We start from the raw sequence: 14,535 nt of genomic DNA, 5'->3' as shown, positions 1-14,535 counted from the left end.
CCACCGGCCCCCGATCCACCGGCCCCCGATCCACCGGCCCTCACCCCATCGGCCGCAGCACGCGGTCCAGCCACTCCCCCACCGCGCGGTGCACGCCCTCCAGGTCGGCCTTGAGGTTGTGGTCGCCGCGCAGGAGCGCCAGTTCGCGGTGGTGCGCGGCGGCCGGGCGGCCGAACGGGTCGTTCTCGCCCTGCACCACCAGCGTGGCGACCTCGACGGCGTCCAGCTCGGGCAGGCGGGTCTTCTCCGGCCGGCCGGGCGGGTGCACGGGGAACGCCAGGCACAGCACCGCGACCGCCTGGCCCTCGGCGGAGGTGCGGCAGGCCACCCGCGCGCCGGACGAGCGCCCGCCGAACACCAGGGGCAGGTCGTCGAACCAGCCGGTGGACAGGTCCTCGACCACGGCGAGCCACGCCGCGTCGAGCTGCACGGCGGGCGCGGGGGCGCGTCTGCCCGCCACCCGGTAGGGCTGTTCCACCAGGGCCACGTGCACCCCGACGTCCACGGCGGCCCGCGCGGCGGCCACGAGGTCGGGCGCGGTGATCAGGCCGCCCGCGCCGTGCCCGAGCAGCAGCGCCGCCCGACCGCCGGACGCGCAGTGCAGTTCGGCCCGTGCCGGGCCGTGGGGGGTCTCGACCACCCGGGAGGTCATGACAGTTCGAACAAGGTGGGCTCCGGTTTCTCGGACTCCCCCAGGGCGACCGCGTCCATGAGGGACGGGTCGTTGTTCTTGATGCTGTTGACCCGCATCGACACCGGGCGCAGCTCCAGCGCGTCGACCAGGGCGGGGTCGGGCGCGAGGAGCTCCTGCGGGTCGGTCAGGTCGGGGTCGAGCCACGCGTGCCAGCGGTCCGGCGGCAGCACCAGCGGCATCCGGTGGTGCACGGCGGTCATCTCGCCGATGGCGTCGGTGGTGAGCACCGCGCAGGTGATGACCGGTTTGCGCTCGTCGCCCTCCTGCTGCCACCACACCGACCAGATGCCGGCCAGGGCGAGGCTGGAGTCGTCGCCGGGGTTGATGAAGTAGGGCTGCTTGCGGCCCTCGCCGGGCTGCCACTCGTACCAGCCGGCGGCGGGGATGAGGCAGCGGCGCTTGGCGGCCGAGTCGCGGTAGGAGGGTTTGGTCAGCACGCTCTCCGAGCGCGCGTTGATCATCTTGGCGGCGCCGGAGGTGTCCTTGGCCCAGTGCGGCACCAGGCCCCAGCGCATGACGCGGACGCTGCGCTCCAGGGTGTCCGGGTCGGGGGTGCCCTCGTCGTCGCGCGGGTGGCGCTCGACGACGGCGAGCACGCGCTTGGTTGGCGCGACGTTGTAGTCGGGACCGGGCGCGTCGCCCTCCGTCCCGTCCACCGCGTCGAACTCGGCGGCCAGCAGCGCCGGGTTCTTGGTGGAGGCGTACCTGCCGCACACGACCCATCACCCCACAACGATCAGTTCCGCCGGTCATCGTCGCACGTCGGAAGGCCCGGTGCGAGCCGTCCGGGAGCCCATGCGGGATCATCGGCGCATGACTGAGCAGTGGTTCGCGCCCACCGCCGAGGGTCCCGTGCACGCGACGGTACCCGTTCCCGGTTCCAAGTCGATCACCAACCGGGCGCTGGTGCTGGCCGCGCTGGCCGACCGACCGTCCACCGTGCACGCCCCGTTGCGCAGCCGCGACACGCTGCTGATGGCCGCCGCGCTGCGGTCTCTGGGCATCGGCGTGGACGACGGCCCGGACGGGTCGTGGCTGGTCACGCCGCGGCCGATGCGCGGCCCGGTCCGGGTGGACTGCGGGCTGGCGGGCACGGTGATGCGGTTCCTGCCGCCGGCCGCGGCGCTGGCCGTGGGCGACGTCGCGTTCGACGGCGACGAGCACGCCCGGGTGCGGCCGATGACCACGATCCTGGACGCGCTGCGCGCGCTGGGCGCGGACGTGGAGGGCGGCGCGCTGCCGTTCACCCTGCGCGGCACGGGGGCGGTGCCGGGCGGGGAGGTCACCATCGACGCGTCGGCGTCGTCCCAGTTCGTGTCCGGCCTGCTGCTGTCGGGCGCCCGCTACGACGGCGGGGTGACCGTGCGGCACTCGGGCAGGCCGGTGCCGTCGCTGCCGCACATCGAGATGACCGTGTCGATGCTGCGCGAGGCCGGGGTGGACGTGGACGACTCGACCCGGGACGTGTGGCGGGTGGCGCCGGGCCCGATCGCGGGCCGCGACCGGCACGTGGAGCCCGACCTGTCCAACGCGACCCCGTTCCTGGCGGCGGCGGCCGTGACGGGCGGTTCGGTGACCGTCCCCGGCTGGCCGGAGCGCACCACGCAGCCCGGCGGGGCGGTGCGGGAGCTGTTCGAGCGCATGGGGTGCCGGGTGGAGCTGACCGCCGAGGGCCTCACCCTGACCGGCCCGGACCGGCTGACCGGCGTCGACGTGGACCTGCGTGACGAGAGCGAGCTGACGCCGACCGTGGCGGCGCTCGCCGCGCTGGCGGACGGGCCGACGCGGATCAGCGGCGTGGCGCACATCCGCGGCCACGAGACCGACCGCATCGCCGCGCTGGCCGCCGAGATCAACCGGTTGGGCGGGGCGGTCGAGGAGACCGAGGACGGCCTGGTGATCACGCCGCGGCCGCTGCACGGCGGGCCGTGGCGCGCCTACGCCGACCACCGCATGGCCACCGCGGGGGCGATCATCGGGCTGGTGGTCGAGGGGGTGGCCGTGGACGACGTCGGCTCGACGTCGAAGACGATCCCGGACTTCCCGGGGATGTGGACGGCCCTGCTCGGAGCGCGCTGACGTGGCGCGCGGCGATTGGCGGCGGCTGGACGAGTCGGACGTGCGGGTGCGGCCCGGCAAGGGCACCCGGCCGCGCACCAAGCGCCGGCCCGAGCACGCGGACGCGGTGCCCGCGATGATCGTCGGCGTGGACCGCGGCCGGTGGACGTGCGCGGTGGAGGGTGACCCGTCACTGCTGGTCACGGCGATGCGGGCGCGGGAGCTGGGCCGCACCCCGGTGGTGGTCGGCGACCGGGTGGGCCTGGTCGGCGACACCACCGGCGAGCCGGACACGCTGTCCCGGATCGTGCGCGTCGACGAGCGGCGCAGCGTGCTGCGGCGCACCGCCGACGACACCGACCCGTTCGAGCGGGTGGTCGTCGCCAACGCCGAGCAACTGGTGATCGTGTCGGCGCTGGCCGAGCCGCAGCCGCGGCGCGGGTTCATCGACCGCTGCCTGGTCGCCGCGTACGCGGGCGGGCTCCAGCCGCTGCTGTGCCTGACCAAGAGCGACCTGGCGTCGCCGGACGAGCTGCTGGCGGCGTACGCGGAACTGGACCTGCCGGTGGTCGTGACGCGGTCGGACGAGGACCCGGCGGAGCTGCGCGAGCGCCTGACCGACCGGCTGTCGGCGCTGATCGGGCACTCCGGGGTGGGCAAGTCGACGCTGGTCAACAAGCTCGTGCCGGACGCCAACCGGGCGGTGGGCGTGGTCAGCGGCGTCGGCAAGGGGCGGCACACGTCCACGCAGGCGGTGGCGCTGCCGCTGCCCGGCGGCGGGTGGGCCGTGGACACGCCGGGCATCCGTTCCTTCGGGTTGGCGCACATCACGCCGGACGACATCGTGGGCGCGTTCCCGGGCATGGGGGCGATGGCCGAGGAGTGCCCGTCGGGCTGCGGGCACCTGGGCGCGCCGGAGGACCCGGACTGCATGTTGGACACGCTGGTGGAGACCGGCGCGGCGTCGCCGGGGCGGCTGGCGTCGCTGCGCAGGCTGCTGGAGTCGCGCGGGAAGCTGGAGGAGTACGACTAGCGTCACCCGCTCGGGCGGGGGTGGTCGGCGGTAGTACGGTGCGCAGCCGTGGCGAAGGTGACCGGCATCGGCGGCGTGTTCCTGCGCGCCCGCAACCCCGCGCGGCTGGCCGAGTGGTACCGCAGGACCCTGGGCGTGCCGATGAGCGACGGCGGCGCGGTGACGTTCCACTGGGACGGGTCGGAGACCACGACGCTGGCGCTGTTCGCGCAGGACACGGACTACCTCGGGGAGCCGGGGCAGCGGGCGATGCTCAACTTCCGGGTCGACGACCTGGTGCTGCTGCTGGAGCGGTTGCGCACGAACGGGGTCGAGGTGCTGCCGCAGACCGAGGAGTCGGAGTTCGGGCGGTTCGGGTGGTGCGTGGACCCGGAGGGCAACCGGATCGAGCTGTGGGAGCCGGCGCCGGGCATGTGAGGGCGTTGGCGGGTGAGGGGTCCGGGCGGGTGAAGGCGCGGGGCCGTGGTGGGGGTGGCGCGTGGCGGCGCGGGGCCGTGGCCGCCCGAACGGGGACGCGGGCCGAACGCTTCGCAGGCGTCCCCCGCCAAGGGGACCCCTGCTTTTATTGTGCCGGCAGGGTCCGACAATCCCGGGTCGCGCGCGCTTCGCAGGAGTCCCCGCCCAGGGGACCCCTGCTTTTATCTTGCCGGCGGGGTCCGACAATTTCCGGCCGGCGCTCCCGACCGCGCCGAACCCCGCCCACCCGCCGAAACCCCGCCGGACCTACATCAGCTCCAGCAGGAACGGCAGCTCCTGCAACGCGTACCAGGCCAGCTCGTGGTCCTCGGCCCCGCCGAGCGTGAACTCCGCGTCCGGGTCGCCCAGGTCGGCCGCGTCGATCACCTCGGCCGCCGCGCGCACGTCGTCCTCCGCCTCCTGCGTGTCCAGGTGCACGGCCGCGACCTGCTTCACCGGCACCGGTCCCGACAGCTTCACCACCGAGAAGTCCAGGTCCGGGCGCAACTTCACGCCCTCCACGTCGACCGACACCACTGCCCGCCGGGGCATGGCCTTGTCGTCGCCGGCGATCAGCCGCAGCGACGCCCGCGCCGCGTCGAGCATCGCCGCGTACTCCAGCTCCTCGGCGTCACCGGCCGCGTAGGACTCGCGCAGCGCGGGGGTCAGCGCGAACCCCGTGCCGCCCACCGGGACGAACTGCCCCTGGTCCACCAGGTCGCGCAACATCGCGACGGTCGCAGGGAGGTACACCCTCATGCGGACACCGTTCCCATCAGTTCCTCCACCGACTCCTCCACCATCGCCGCGAGCACGTCCACATCGGACATGGCGTCGCGGTCGGCGTTCAAGCCGAAGTACACCCCGCCGTCGTACGACGTCACCCCGATCGACAGCGCCTGGGTCTTGGCCAGCGGCACCACGGGGAACATCTCGATCATCCTCGCCCCCGCCGCGTACAGCGGCACCTGGGGTCCGGGCACGTTGGTCACCACCACGTTGAACAGCCGCCGCGAGAACGACGACGCCGCCCGCGCGCCCAGCGCGTGCAGGGTGGGCGGCGCGAAGCCGGTGAACCGGACCAGCGTCTGCGCCGCGACCGACTGCCCGGACTCCTGGTGGGCGCGCATCGCGTGCGACACGTGGTGCAGCCGCACCACCGGGTTCGGCTCGCCGACGGGCAGGTCCACGAAGTACGCGGCCACGCCCGCCTCGTCGTCGCGCACCGACATGGGCGCCATCGCCCGCATGGTCGTCCCGGCCGTGACGATCTCGCCGCGCGAGAGCAGCCACGTCCGCAGCGCGCCCGACAGCACGGCCAGCACGCCGTCGTTGACGGTGCCGCCGTGCGCCCGCCGCACGGCGCGGAAGTCGTCCAGCCGCGCCCGCGCCACCGCGAACCGCCGCTGGGGCGAGATCCGCACGTTGAGGGGGCTGCCGGGCGCGGGGTTCGCGGCCGTGCGCACCGCCGAGGCCAGGCCGCCGAACACGCCGACGACCTTGCGCACCGTGGCGACCGTGTCCATGGCCGCCGAGCGGGCGTTCTCCACCACCTCGCCGGGCCGCTGCACGGCCTCCGCCACCGCGTCGGCCACCAGTTGCAGGCCGCTCGGCTCGGGCGAGGGCATCCACAGCGACTCGACGGGCGGGCGCGGCGTGGCGGACACGTCCAGGATGACCTGCCCGATCTCCGGCGCGCCCAGCCCGTTGACCACGGCCTGGTGGGTCTTGGTGACCACCGCGATCCGGTTCCGGGCGAGCCCCTCGACCAGGTAGACCTCCCACAGGGGCCGCGCGTGGTCCAGCGGGCGGGACATCAGCCGGGCGACCAGGTCGTGCAGCTGCTGGTCGCTGCCCGGTCTCGGCAGCGCGGACCGCCGCACGTGGTAGGTGACGTCGAAGTCCGGGTCGTCCACCCACACGGGCCGCGCGAGCCGCCCCGGCACGGGCACGACCTTCCGCCGGTAGCGGGGCGCCAGCGACAGCCGTTCCTCGATGAGCCCGACCAGCCGGTCGTAGTCGAAGCCCGAGCGCGGCCGGCGGAACACCGCCACCCCGCCGACGTGCATGGGCGTCGTGGAGTCCTCCAGGTACAGGAACGAGGCGTCCAGCGCGGACAGGCGGTCGGGCATGCCGACCAGGCTAGCCGTTGCAGTCCGCGACGAGCCGCCTCACGGCGCTGACCTCGGCTTCGTCGCGCTGGCGCCGGGACAGGCGGATCGCGGCGGCGGCGGGCATGGCCGCGCGCACCCCGCCGTCGACGCCGGACAGGAAGCCCTTGAGCAGCCGGGACCGGGCCAGCCGCTTGAACGGCCGCAGCGGCGCCACCGCCATCACCAGCCAGCTCAGCGCCACGTCGACCCGGCGGTCGCCCCGCACGGCGCTGGTCCAGTCGACCACCACGGGTCCCTCCGGGCCGAGCACGACGTTGCCGGGGTGCAGGTCCAGGTGCAGCAGGCCGCCCTCGCCGGGCAGGAAGTCCGGCGGGGGCACGTCGTCGAGCCTGCGGTGCAGCTCGGCCAGCTCCCGCCCCAGCGCGCCGGCCCGCCACGGCTTGGCGTCGACCTCCTCGGACATGCGGGGGCCGGGCACGTACTCCATGACCAGGTCGGTTCCCGAGGACGCGGCGACCCGGGGCACGGGCAGCCCGTGCCGGCGCAGGTAGCGCATCAGCTCGGCCTCGGGTCGGGCGTCGCGCCCCGCCCGGCTGCGCTTGACCAGCAGGCCGTCGGAACGCAGGTAGACGTCCGCCTCCTGACCGGAAGCCAGCAGACGGTGCGCCTCGTCGCGCGGTGCCATGTGACGATCATCATGGTTGTCGGCGGAGAAACAAGGCCCGAACGGGTGGAGGACACTGCTCCCGTGGATGTTTCGCCCAAGGACAAGTTCGTCACCGTCTACGGCCGCAAGCCGGTGCTCGAAGCGCTGGACGACGCGCGGCTGGAGGTCGACAAGGTGGTGCTGGCCGACACCGCGCGCGGGCCCGCGGCCAGGGAGATCCTGGACGCCGCCGCGAGGCGGGGCGTGCGGGTGCAGCGGGCCACCGCGCAGCGGGTGAAGGTGCTGGCGGGCAACGGGCGGCACGACCAGGGCGTGCTGGCGGACGTCGTGGCGCCGCGGATGCTGCCGCTGGAGGTGGGGCTGCGCTCGCGGCCCCGGCACGTGCTGGTCCTGGACGGCATCACCACGCCGGCGAACGTCGGCATGATCCTGCGCACCGCGACCGCCGCGGGCGTGGAGGGGATCGTGGTGCCGCGCCGCGGCGTGGCCTCGATCGACCCGCTGGTGGTGAAGGCGTCGGCGGGGGTGGCGTTCCGGGCCCCGGTGCTCAAGTGCGCGACGGCCGCCGAGGCGGTGGCGGCGCTGGTCGCGGGGGGTTACCCGATCTACGCGCTCGACGCCGGCGCGCCGCGGACCGTGTACGGGTTCGACCTGCCCGAGCGGGCGGCGTTCGTGCTGGGCAGCGAGACGGCGGGGGTGTCGGCGGACGTGCGGCCGCACGTGACGGCGTGGCTGTCCATCCCCATGGCGGCGGGGGTCGAGTCGCTGAACGTGGCCAGTGCGGCGGCGGTGCTGTGCTTCGAGGTGGCGCGGAGGTCAGCCCGGTAGCAGGACGTCGAGTTCCTCCAGGGTGGCGTCGACGGACCGGTGGTGGACGCCGACCATGCCGGCCGCGACGGCGCCGCGGACGTTCACCGCGAGGTCGTCGACGAAGACGCACTCGTCCGGTGGGAGCCCGAGGAGCTCGGCGACGAGCAGGTAGGCGCGCCGGTCGGGCTTCGCGACGCCGGCCTCACCGGACGTGACGACGACGTCGAACAGCGGCGACCAGGCGGCGGGCGGGCGCCACAGGCCGTCGGCGTTGGAGAGCACGGCGGTGCGGACGCCGGTGCGGCGCAGGCGGCGGGTGGCGGTGACGAGGGGCGGTTCGGCGGCGGTGTGGTCGTCGCCGAGGTCGGTCAGCACGCCGCCGAAGTCGAGCACCAGTCCGCGCACCCGTTGCCTCCATCAGGTGATCTTGGTACGTACGGCGGGGTTCCCCACTCGGTTCAGCATGCCACCTCAACTGCGCACGCTGCCCCCGTCGTGGGGACCCTCCGCCCCGCCGCCCGCCCCGGCGGCTCCGGCGCCCTACCCGACCACCCTGGACGCGCGCCACTTCCTGATCCCGGCCCTGGAAGCCCTGTGCGGCCGCCGCCCGGCCAGCCAACTGGCCAAGACGTTCGCGCCACCGGCGGTGTCCGCGTTGGCGGGGGCGGTGACGAAAGGCCGGACCCGCCTCGGCCGCTACCGGCTGTGCCGGGTGTCGTCGGACGCGGCCGAGTTGGCGGGGACCCTGCACATGCCCACGCGGACCCGCGCCTTCGCGGCGAGGGTGGAGCGCCAGGGCGACCGCTGGCGGTGCACCGAGTTCCACCTGCTGCCCTGACCCCTCACCGACCCTCGCCCTTTGCCCCTCGCCTCTGCCCGCACCCCCGGTCCCCACCGACTCCCGCCACACGATCGGGTGATCACCACCCCAACCATGTACGGAAACACCGTTACGGCCATCGGTTGATGAAATGGACGCCCGAGCAACCACCCCGCTCCGTACCCAACCCTCCCCAGCCGCCCCAGTGCCCCCTGACGAACACTCAGACTCAGCTACGGACCCGCCACCGACCCCGCCCCCACGGGAGCTACGTGACCAAAGGCCGCCCCGGAGCCCCCACCGCCGCCCCTAGCCGCCCTAAGCCCACGGACCCGGCCCACCCTGTCCTATAGCCGACCACGCCGCGCCCCGCCCCGCTCCACCGACAACGCACCACCGCCCGCAGGCTCCGCCACCCGCAGCCCTGGTCAGGTCATGACCAAGCCGGGACCGAAGTCGCAGCCCGAAGCGTTGCCCAGCCCACCCGAAGCGTTGCCCGGCGCAGCCCGAAGGTTCGCCTGAAGTCGCGGATCAGGGGTCGGTGGCCGTGTGGGCGACGTGAGGGGCTGCGGATTCACGCTGATCGCGGAGCCCGGCGATCGCAAGCACGGTGATCGCGAAGCACGAACTGGCAAAACGCCGGAAGCGGGGCACCGGCCTCGGCCGGTGCCCCGCTTCCCGTGCGTGCTCGTACGCGTCGCCGCGTGTTACGGCTGCTTGCGCTGCCCCTTGGCCTGGGCACGGGCCGCCGCGCGGCGTTCCTTGCGCGTGGCACCGCCGGCGCCACCGCCGCCGCCACCCTGGCGCGGACCGCCACCGCCCTTGGTCTGCGTGTCACCGCTCTCCGACGGACCCGAGTAGGTCAGGCCCTGCTGCTCCTGACCCTCCAGGCCCTTGCCGCGCAGGGCGGGCGGGATGGCGTTGCCGCTCTGGAGCTGGGCCAGGGCCGGGCCGGCGGGGGCCTGGTTGGCGGCTTCCGCCTCCTGCTGGGCCGCCGCGGCGGCAGCGGCTCGGGCGCGGGCCCGGCTGCCGGCCAGCGGGCCGCCGTTGGCGATCGAGACCTGGACCGGCGGCTCGGGCGCGGGCTCGGGTTCGGCGGCTTCGACCTGGAGGTTGAACAGGAAGCCGACGCACTCCTCCTTCAGGGCCTCCAACATGGAGTTGAACATGTCGAAGCCCTCCCGCTGGTACTCGATCAGCGGGTCGCGCTGGGCCATCGCCCGCAGGCCGATGCCCTCCTTGAGGTAGTCCATCTCGTACAGGTGCTCGCGCCACTTGCGGTCGAGCACCGAGAGCAGGACGCGGCGCTCCAGCTCGCGCATGGCGCCCTCGCCGACGCGCCCGTCGATGTCCGACTCCCGCGCCTCGTAGGCGGCGAGGGCGTCCTCCTGGAGCAGCTCCTTCAGCGACTCGCGGGTGACGTCGTCGTCGGACTCGATCAGCTTCTTGTAGTCGAGGGTGATCGGGTACAGCGTCTTGAGCGCCGTCCACAGCTTGTCGAGGTCCCAGTCCTCGGAGTAGCCCTCGGAGGTCGCGCCGTCGACGTACTCGCCGACCACGTCGGTGATCATGTGGGTCACCTGGTCGCGCAGGTCCTCGCCGTCGAGCACGCGGTGGCGCTCGGCGTAGATCACCTTGCGCTGCTCGTTCATGACCTCGTCGTACTTGAGGACGTTCTTGCGGATCTCGAAGTTCTGCTGCTCGACCTGCGTCTGGGCGCTGCGGATGGCCCGGGTGACCATCTTGTGCTCGATCGGCACGTCGTCCGGCACCTTGAGCCGCGTCATGACGGTCTCGACCATGGCCGCGTTGAAGCGGCGCATGAGCTCGTCCTTCAGCGACAGGTAGAAGCGGGACTCGCCGGGGTCGCCCTGCCGGCCGGAGCGGCCGCGCAGCTGGTTGTCGATGCGCCGCGACTCGTGCCGCTCGGTGCCCAGCACGTAGAGGCCGCCCGCCTCGCGGACCTCCTCCGCCTCGGACTTGACCTCGGTGGTGATGTCCTCGATCAGCTTCGCCCAGGCGGCCTCGTACTCCTCGGGTGCCTCCACCGGGTCGAGGCCGCGTTCGCGCAGCTCGTGGTCGGTGATGATGTCGGGGTTGCCGCCCAGGACGATGTCGGTGCCGCGGCCCGCCATGTTGGTGGCGACGGTGATGGCGCCCTTGCGGCCGGCCTTGGCGATGATCAGCGCCTCGCGCTCGTGCTGCTTGGCGTTGAGCACCTCGTGCGGGATGCCCTTCTGGACGAGCAGCTTGGAGAGGTACTCGGAGCGCTCGACGCTGGTCGTGCCGACCAGGACCGGCTGGCCCTTCTCGTACCGCTCGGCGATGTCGTCGGCGACCGCCTCGAACTTGGCCTCCTCGGTCTTGTAGACGAGGTCGGCTTCGTCCTTGCGCTGCATCGGGCGGTTGGTCGGGATGGGGACCACGCCGAGCTTGTAGGTCTGGTGGAACTCCGCCGCCTCGGTCTCGGCGGTACCGGTCATGCCGCCGAGCTTCTCGTAGAGGCGGAAGTAGTTCTGGAGGGTGATCGTGGCCAGCGTCTGGTTCTCGGCCTTGATCTCGACGCCTTCCTTGGCCTCGATCGCCTGGTGCATGCCCTCGTTGTAGCGGCGACCGGAGAGCACGCGGCCGGTGAACTCGTCGACGATCATGACGTCGCCGTTGCGGACGATGTAGTCCTTGTCCTTGGCGAAGAGCTCCTTGGCCTTGATCGCGTTCTGGAAGTAGCCGACCAGCGGGGTGTTGGTCGAGTCGTACAGGTTGTCGATACCGAGCTGGTCCTCGACGAACTGCACGCCGGCCTCGGTGACGCCGATGGTGCGCTTGCGCTCGTCCACCTCGTAGTGGACGTCGCGGCGCATCCTGGTGGCCAGGCGCGCGAACTCGACGTACCAGCGGGACGACTGGTCGGCGGGGCCGGAGATGATCAGCGGGGTGCGGGCCTCGTCGATGAGGATCGAGTCGACCTCGTCGACGATGGCGAAGAAGTGGCCCCGCTGGACCATCTCGTCCCGGCTCCACGCCATGTTGTCGCGCAGGTAGTCGAAGCCGAACTCGTTGTTCGTGCCGTAGGTGATGTCGGCGTTGTAGGCGACCCGCCGCTGCTCGGGGGTCATCTCCGACAGGATCGCGCCGACGGTCAGGCCCAGGAAGCGGTGGATGCGGCCCATCCACTCCGCGTCACGTCGGGCCAGGTAGTCGTTCGTGGTGACGACGTGCACGCCCTTGCCCGCGAGGGCGTTCAGGTAGGCGGGCAGCACCGAGGTCAGGGTCTTGCCCTCACCGGTGCGCATCTCGGCGATCTGGCCGAGGTGCAGCGCAGCGCCGCCCATCAGCTGGACGTCGAAGTGCCGTTGGCCCAGGGTGCGCGTGGCGCCCTCCCTGACCACGGCGAACGCCTCGGGAAGCAGTTCGTCGAGCGACTCGCCGTCGGCGTGGCGGCGGCGGAACTCCTCGGTCTTCGCACGCAGCTCCGCGTCGGAGAGGTCGACGACGTCGTCTTCGAGGGCGTTGATGTGCGCTGCGATGTTGCGCAGGCGCTTGAGCATCTTGCCCTCGCCAGCGCGGAGCAGTCGGGACAGCACCATCCGGGTCGACCTCATTACCTCATCGCGAGCGCCCGGGACGGGCGCCTTCCAGCGGCTCGTCACGGCATGGCGAGCCCTCACCGACTGCCATCGTAGGCAAGTCGTGGAGGTGTGTGCACAGACACAGGTAGGAAGGGGTGCGAAACACCCCGTGACGGAGCCCGGACGGGTAGTTGATCTACCTGCGGTGGCGGGGCCGGGTGGCGGGCCGGCCGGGGGCCGCGCGGTGCCGGGGCGGAGGACGCGAGGTACGCCCGGTCGGACGACACGCGATGCTTCGGCCAGGACGCCGCCGGGCCCTGGACGCCCGGTTCACGGGCCTTGGACGTCGGACCCGGGGGCTCGAACGCCGAACTCGGGATACCGAACGGTCGAATCGACGATCCCGAACACTGAACCCGGAGGTCCCGAACGTTGGTTCGAGGGTCCCGAACACTGAACTCGGGGGTCGCGAACGTTGAACTCGGGGGTCCTGAACGTACGACACGGTGGGTCTGGGCGTACGACTCGTGCGGTGGGGACGGGTTTGGACCCCCGGCGTCGGAGACGCCGGGGGTTGGTCGTGTGGTGGGGGACCGTGGTCAGGTGGAGGTCAGGCCAGCCTGATCACGCCGTAGTCGAACCCCTTCCGGCGGTAGACGACGCTCGGCCGGCCGGAGTCGGCGTCGGAGAACAGGTAGAAGTCGTGGCCCACGAGTTCCATCTCGTAGAGGGCCTGGTCGACGGTCATGGGCTTGGCCGGGTGTTCCTTCTCCCGCACGACGCGGCCCGGCTCGTTGTCCTCCACGCCGTCTTCCCAGCGCTGCGACGGCAGTTCCGCCATGCCGTCGAAGTCCGGTTCCGGCTCGGAGTCGAGCACGGCGGTGCGGCCGGGCCAGGCGATCCGGGCCTGTCCGCCGTCGGTGTCGGCGGTGAGGGCGGCCGCGAGTCCGCTGGTCGCCTCGGCGACCGAGGTGGGACCGCGCCGGCCGTGGTGCACGCGCCTGCGGTCGTGGGAGCGGCGGAGCCTGCTCTCCAACTTGGCGACCGCGAGGTCCAGCGCGGCGTAGAAGTCGCCCGCGCAGGCTTCCGAGCGGATCACCGGGCCTCGTCCCTTGCCGGTGATCTCCACGCGCTGGCAGTTCTTCGCCTGCCGGGGGTTCGGTTCGTGGAAGAGCTCCACGTCGAAGCGGATGACCTTGCGGTCGTAACGCTCAAGCCGGGCCAACTTTTCGGCGACGTGAACCCGGTAGTGATCGGGCACCTCGACGTTGCGGCCCTTAACGACGATGTCCATACACGACTCCCTCGCTTAGGGGCGAGCTGTGGCTTTGGATCGTTCGGCACCGGATACGCGATCTACTTCGCGATCTGCTTCGCGGACTTGTCGCTGAGGGTTGCCCCCCAGCGTCCCACCGGCGCCAGGGACATGGGCTGTTCGCCTCCTCCCCGCGTGCCGGGAACGCTGATAGCGGTGGACGTTAGCCCGGTATTCGCCGCTGCGACAGCCCCCGGGGCGGGGGAAACCCAAGTTTTTCCCGCGGTGACGCAGAGCGACGAAAAACCGGCACCGGCCGTGCGCCTGGCAGGCGCTTCGAGGCACCACAACGAGAACGGCTCACCCGAACGGCCCTGCCGGTCGCGGACATCCACCGGCAGCGCGGTTACGTCGAACAGCCCCTGCATGGCCCTCACATCCGCCTAACGGACGAGCACGTCGGGAGGTTCCCGACGTGAATCACTCGACCGGGTGGCTTCATCGAGCAGTCGTCAGTGCGAGTACACCGGATACCCGGAACCCGCCCGATTCCAACACCGAAATGCAGGTTCGTGCCGTCGAACCTGTCGTGACCACGTCGTCCAGCAGGACAACCGCTGTTCCGGGCGGTGGCAGCCCACCCGGAACGATCCGCACGCGACCTGCCAGATTCGCTCGGCGGGCCGCCGGGTCCAACCCGACCGAATCGCGAACCCCTTTCGCGAAACCCAGTGCGGGGGCCACGGGAAAGCCGGACGCGCGTGCCATTCTCAGCACGTGGGAGCCGCCCCTGGCCCTGGCCGCCGATGATCGGGACGGGACGGGCACCAGCCACGGCAGCGCGCAAGCGGAAGAAGTGGGAGAAGTGGGAGAAGTGGGAGAAGTGGGAGAAGCGAGAGGAGAGGAAGGAGAGGGAGGAGAGGGAGGAGAGGGAGGAGAGGGGGAAGTGGGAGGGGAGGGATAAAGGGGAGGGGGAGCAGGGGCCGCGGAGGTGGGGACGCGCGTGCGGGACGGCGAGGGGGAAGAGGCGGGGGAAGGCGGAGGGGTGGTCAGCGGCAG

The 14,535-nt window shown here is 72.5% G+C and carries 13 protein-coding genes; 5 read left to right on the top strand and 8 right to left on the bottom strand.

Going from position 1 to position 14,535, the window contains the following annotated elements:
* Positions 1–40: 40 nt before the first annotated feature.
* Positions 41–652 (bottom strand): alpha/beta family hydrolase, encoded by a 612-nt coding sequence (locus Q5530_RS34710; protein WP_415367061.1) that lies wholly within the window; start codon positions 650–652, stop codon positions 41–43.
* Positions 649–1,410: an SOS response-associated peptidase gene (locus tag Q5530_RS34705; RefSeq protein WP_415367060.1), complete on the bottom strand. Its 762-nt coding sequence runs from the start codon at positions 1,408–1,410 to the stop codon at positions 649–651. The genes Q5530_RS34710 and Q5530_RS34705 overlap by 4 nt, the downstream gene beginning before the upstream one ends.
* A 97-nt stretch (positions 1,411–1,507) precedes the next feature.
* Between Q5530_RS34705 and aroA the strand changes: the two genes are divergently transcribed.
* From aroA to Q5530_RS34690, 3 genes are read left to right on the top strand one after another with little or no spacing between them, the layout of a single operon-like run.
* A complete protein-coding gene (aroA, locus tag Q5530_RS34700; protein WP_415367059.1) occupies positions 1,508–2,773 on the top strand; it encodes a 3-phosphoshikimate 1-carboxyvinyltransferase in 1,266 nt (421 codons plus the stop codon).
* A gap of 1 nt (position 2,774) precedes the next feature.
* A complete protein-coding gene (gene rsgA, locus Q5530_RS34695) occupies positions 2,775–3,785 on the top strand; it encodes a ribosome small subunit-dependent GTPase A (protein ID WP_415367057.1) in 1,011 nt (336 codons plus the stop codon).
* Between the two features lie 48 nt (positions 3,786–3,833).
* Entirely contained in the window at positions 3,834–4,202 is a 369-nt protein-coding gene (locus Q5530_RS34690; RefSeq protein ID WP_415367056.1) for a VOC family protein, read from the top strand.
* Positions 4,203–4,508: 306 nt separating this feature from the next.
* On the opposite strand, the gene Q5530_RS34685 is transcribed toward Q5530_RS34690, so the two are convergent.
* The 3 genes from Q5530_RS34685 to Q5530_RS34675 are packed head-to-tail and all read right to left on the bottom strand — an operon-like array spanning position 4,509 to position 7,040.
* On the bottom strand, positions 4,509–5,000 hold the full coding sequence (locus tag Q5530_RS34685) for a DUF6912 family protein (protein WP_380635861.1): 492 nt from the start codon (positions 4,998–5,000) through the stop codon (positions 4,509–4,511).
* Positions 4,997–6,373, bottom strand: a complete 1,377-nt coding sequence (locus Q5530_RS34680) for a WS/DGAT/MGAT family O-acyltransferase (protein ID WP_415367055.1) — start codon at positions 6,371–6,373, stop codon at positions 4,997–4,999. Before Q5530_RS34680 ends, Q5530_RS34685 begins: the two co-directional genes overlap by 4 nt.
* Positions 6,374–6,383: 10 nt before the next feature.
* Positions 6,384–7,040, bottom strand: coding sequence for a phosphotransferase (locus Q5530_RS34675; RefSeq protein WP_415367053.1), 657 nt, complete (start codon positions 7,038–7,040; stop codon positions 6,384–6,386).
* 12 nt (positions 7,041–7,052) lie between these two features.
* Between Q5530_RS34675 and Q5530_RS34670 the strand changes: the two genes are divergently transcribed.
* Positions 7,053–7,850, top strand: coding sequence for a TrmH family RNA methyltransferase (locus tag Q5530_RS34670; RefSeq protein WP_415367138.1), 798 nt, complete (start codon positions 7,053–7,055; stop codon positions 7,848–7,850).
* Here Q5530_RS34670 and Q5530_RS34665 read toward each other — a convergent pair.
* On the bottom strand, positions 7,839–8,237 hold the full coding sequence (locus Q5530_RS34665) for an HAD-IA family hydrolase (protein WP_415367052.1): 399 nt from the start codon (positions 8,235–8,237) through the stop codon (positions 7,839–7,841). The two genes, Q5530_RS34670 and Q5530_RS34665, sit on opposite strands and share 12 nt — an antisense overlap.
* Before the next feature lie 58 nt (positions 8,238–8,295).
* Here Q5530_RS34665 and Q5530_RS34660 point away from each other — a divergent pair, with 58 nt between their 5' ends.
* On the top strand, positions 8,296–8,670 hold the full coding sequence (locus Q5530_RS34660; protein WP_415367051.1) for an Rv3235 family protein: 375 nt from the start codon (positions 8,296–8,298) through the stop codon (positions 8,668–8,670).
* 689 nt (positions 8,671–9,359) lie between these two features.
* Here the strand turns inward: Q5530_RS34660 and secA are convergent.
* Positions 9,360–12,239 carry a preprotein translocase subunit SecA gene (gene secA / locus Q5530_RS34655; protein ID WP_415367050.1) on the bottom strand — a complete coding sequence of 960 codons (2,880 nt, stop codon included), beginning with the start codon at positions 12,237–12,239 and terminating at the stop codon, positions 9,360–9,362.
* Between the two features lie 592 nt (positions 12,240–12,831).
* Positions 12,832–13,515 (bottom strand): ribosome hibernation-promoting factor, HPF/YfiA family, encoded by a 684-nt coding sequence (gene hpf, locus Q5530_RS34650; RefSeq protein WP_380635852.1) that lies wholly within the window; start codon positions 13,513–13,515, stop codon positions 12,832–12,834.
* Positions 13,516–14,535: the final 1,020 nt, after the last annotated feature.

Origin of the sequence: Saccharothrix sp. BKS2, from assembly GCF_047689505.1 — a bacterium.
Taxonomy (GTDB): Bacteria; Actinomycetota; Actinomycetes; order Mycobacteriales; family Pseudonocardiaceae; genus Actinosynnema; species Actinosynnema lopnurensis.
This window is presented reverse-complemented; position numbering and strand designations above follow the sequence as displayed.

Coding starts and splice junctions, on each gene's coding strand:
- hpf (WP_380635852.1), bottom strand. CDS start 13,515: ATGGACATCGTCGTTAAGGGCCGCAACGTCGAGGTGCCCGATCACTAC.
- aroA (WP_415367059.1), top strand. CDS start 1,508: ATGACTGAGCAGTGGTTCGCGCCCACCGCCGAGGGTCCCGTGCACGCG.
- Q5530_RS34675 (WP_415367053.1), bottom strand. CDS start 7,040: ATGGCACCGCGCGACGAGGCGCACCGTCTGCTGGCTTCCGGTCAGGAG.
- Q5530_RS34660 (WP_415367051.1), top strand. CDS start 8,296: ATGCCACCTCAACTGCGCACGCTGCCCCCGTCGTGGGGACCCTCCGCC.
- secA (WP_415367050.1), bottom strand. CDS start 12,239: ATGGTGCTGTCCCGACTGCTCCGCGCTGGCGAGGGCAAGATGCTCAAG.
- Q5530_RS34670 (WP_415367138.1), top strand. CDS start 7,053: ATGGTTGTCGGCGGAGAAACAAGGCCCGAACGGGTGGAGGACACTGCT.
- Q5530_RS34680 (WP_415367055.1), bottom strand. CDS start 6,373: ATGCCCGACCGCCTGTCCGCGCTGGACGCCTCGTTCCTGTACCTGGAG.
- Q5530_RS34710 (WP_415367061.1), bottom strand. CDS start 652: ATGACCTCCCGGGTGGTCGAGACCCCCCACGGCCCGGCACGGGCCGAA.
- Q5530_RS34685 (WP_380635861.1), bottom strand. CDS start 5,000: ATGAGGGTGTACCTCCCTGCGACCGTCGCGATGTTGCGCGACCTGGTG.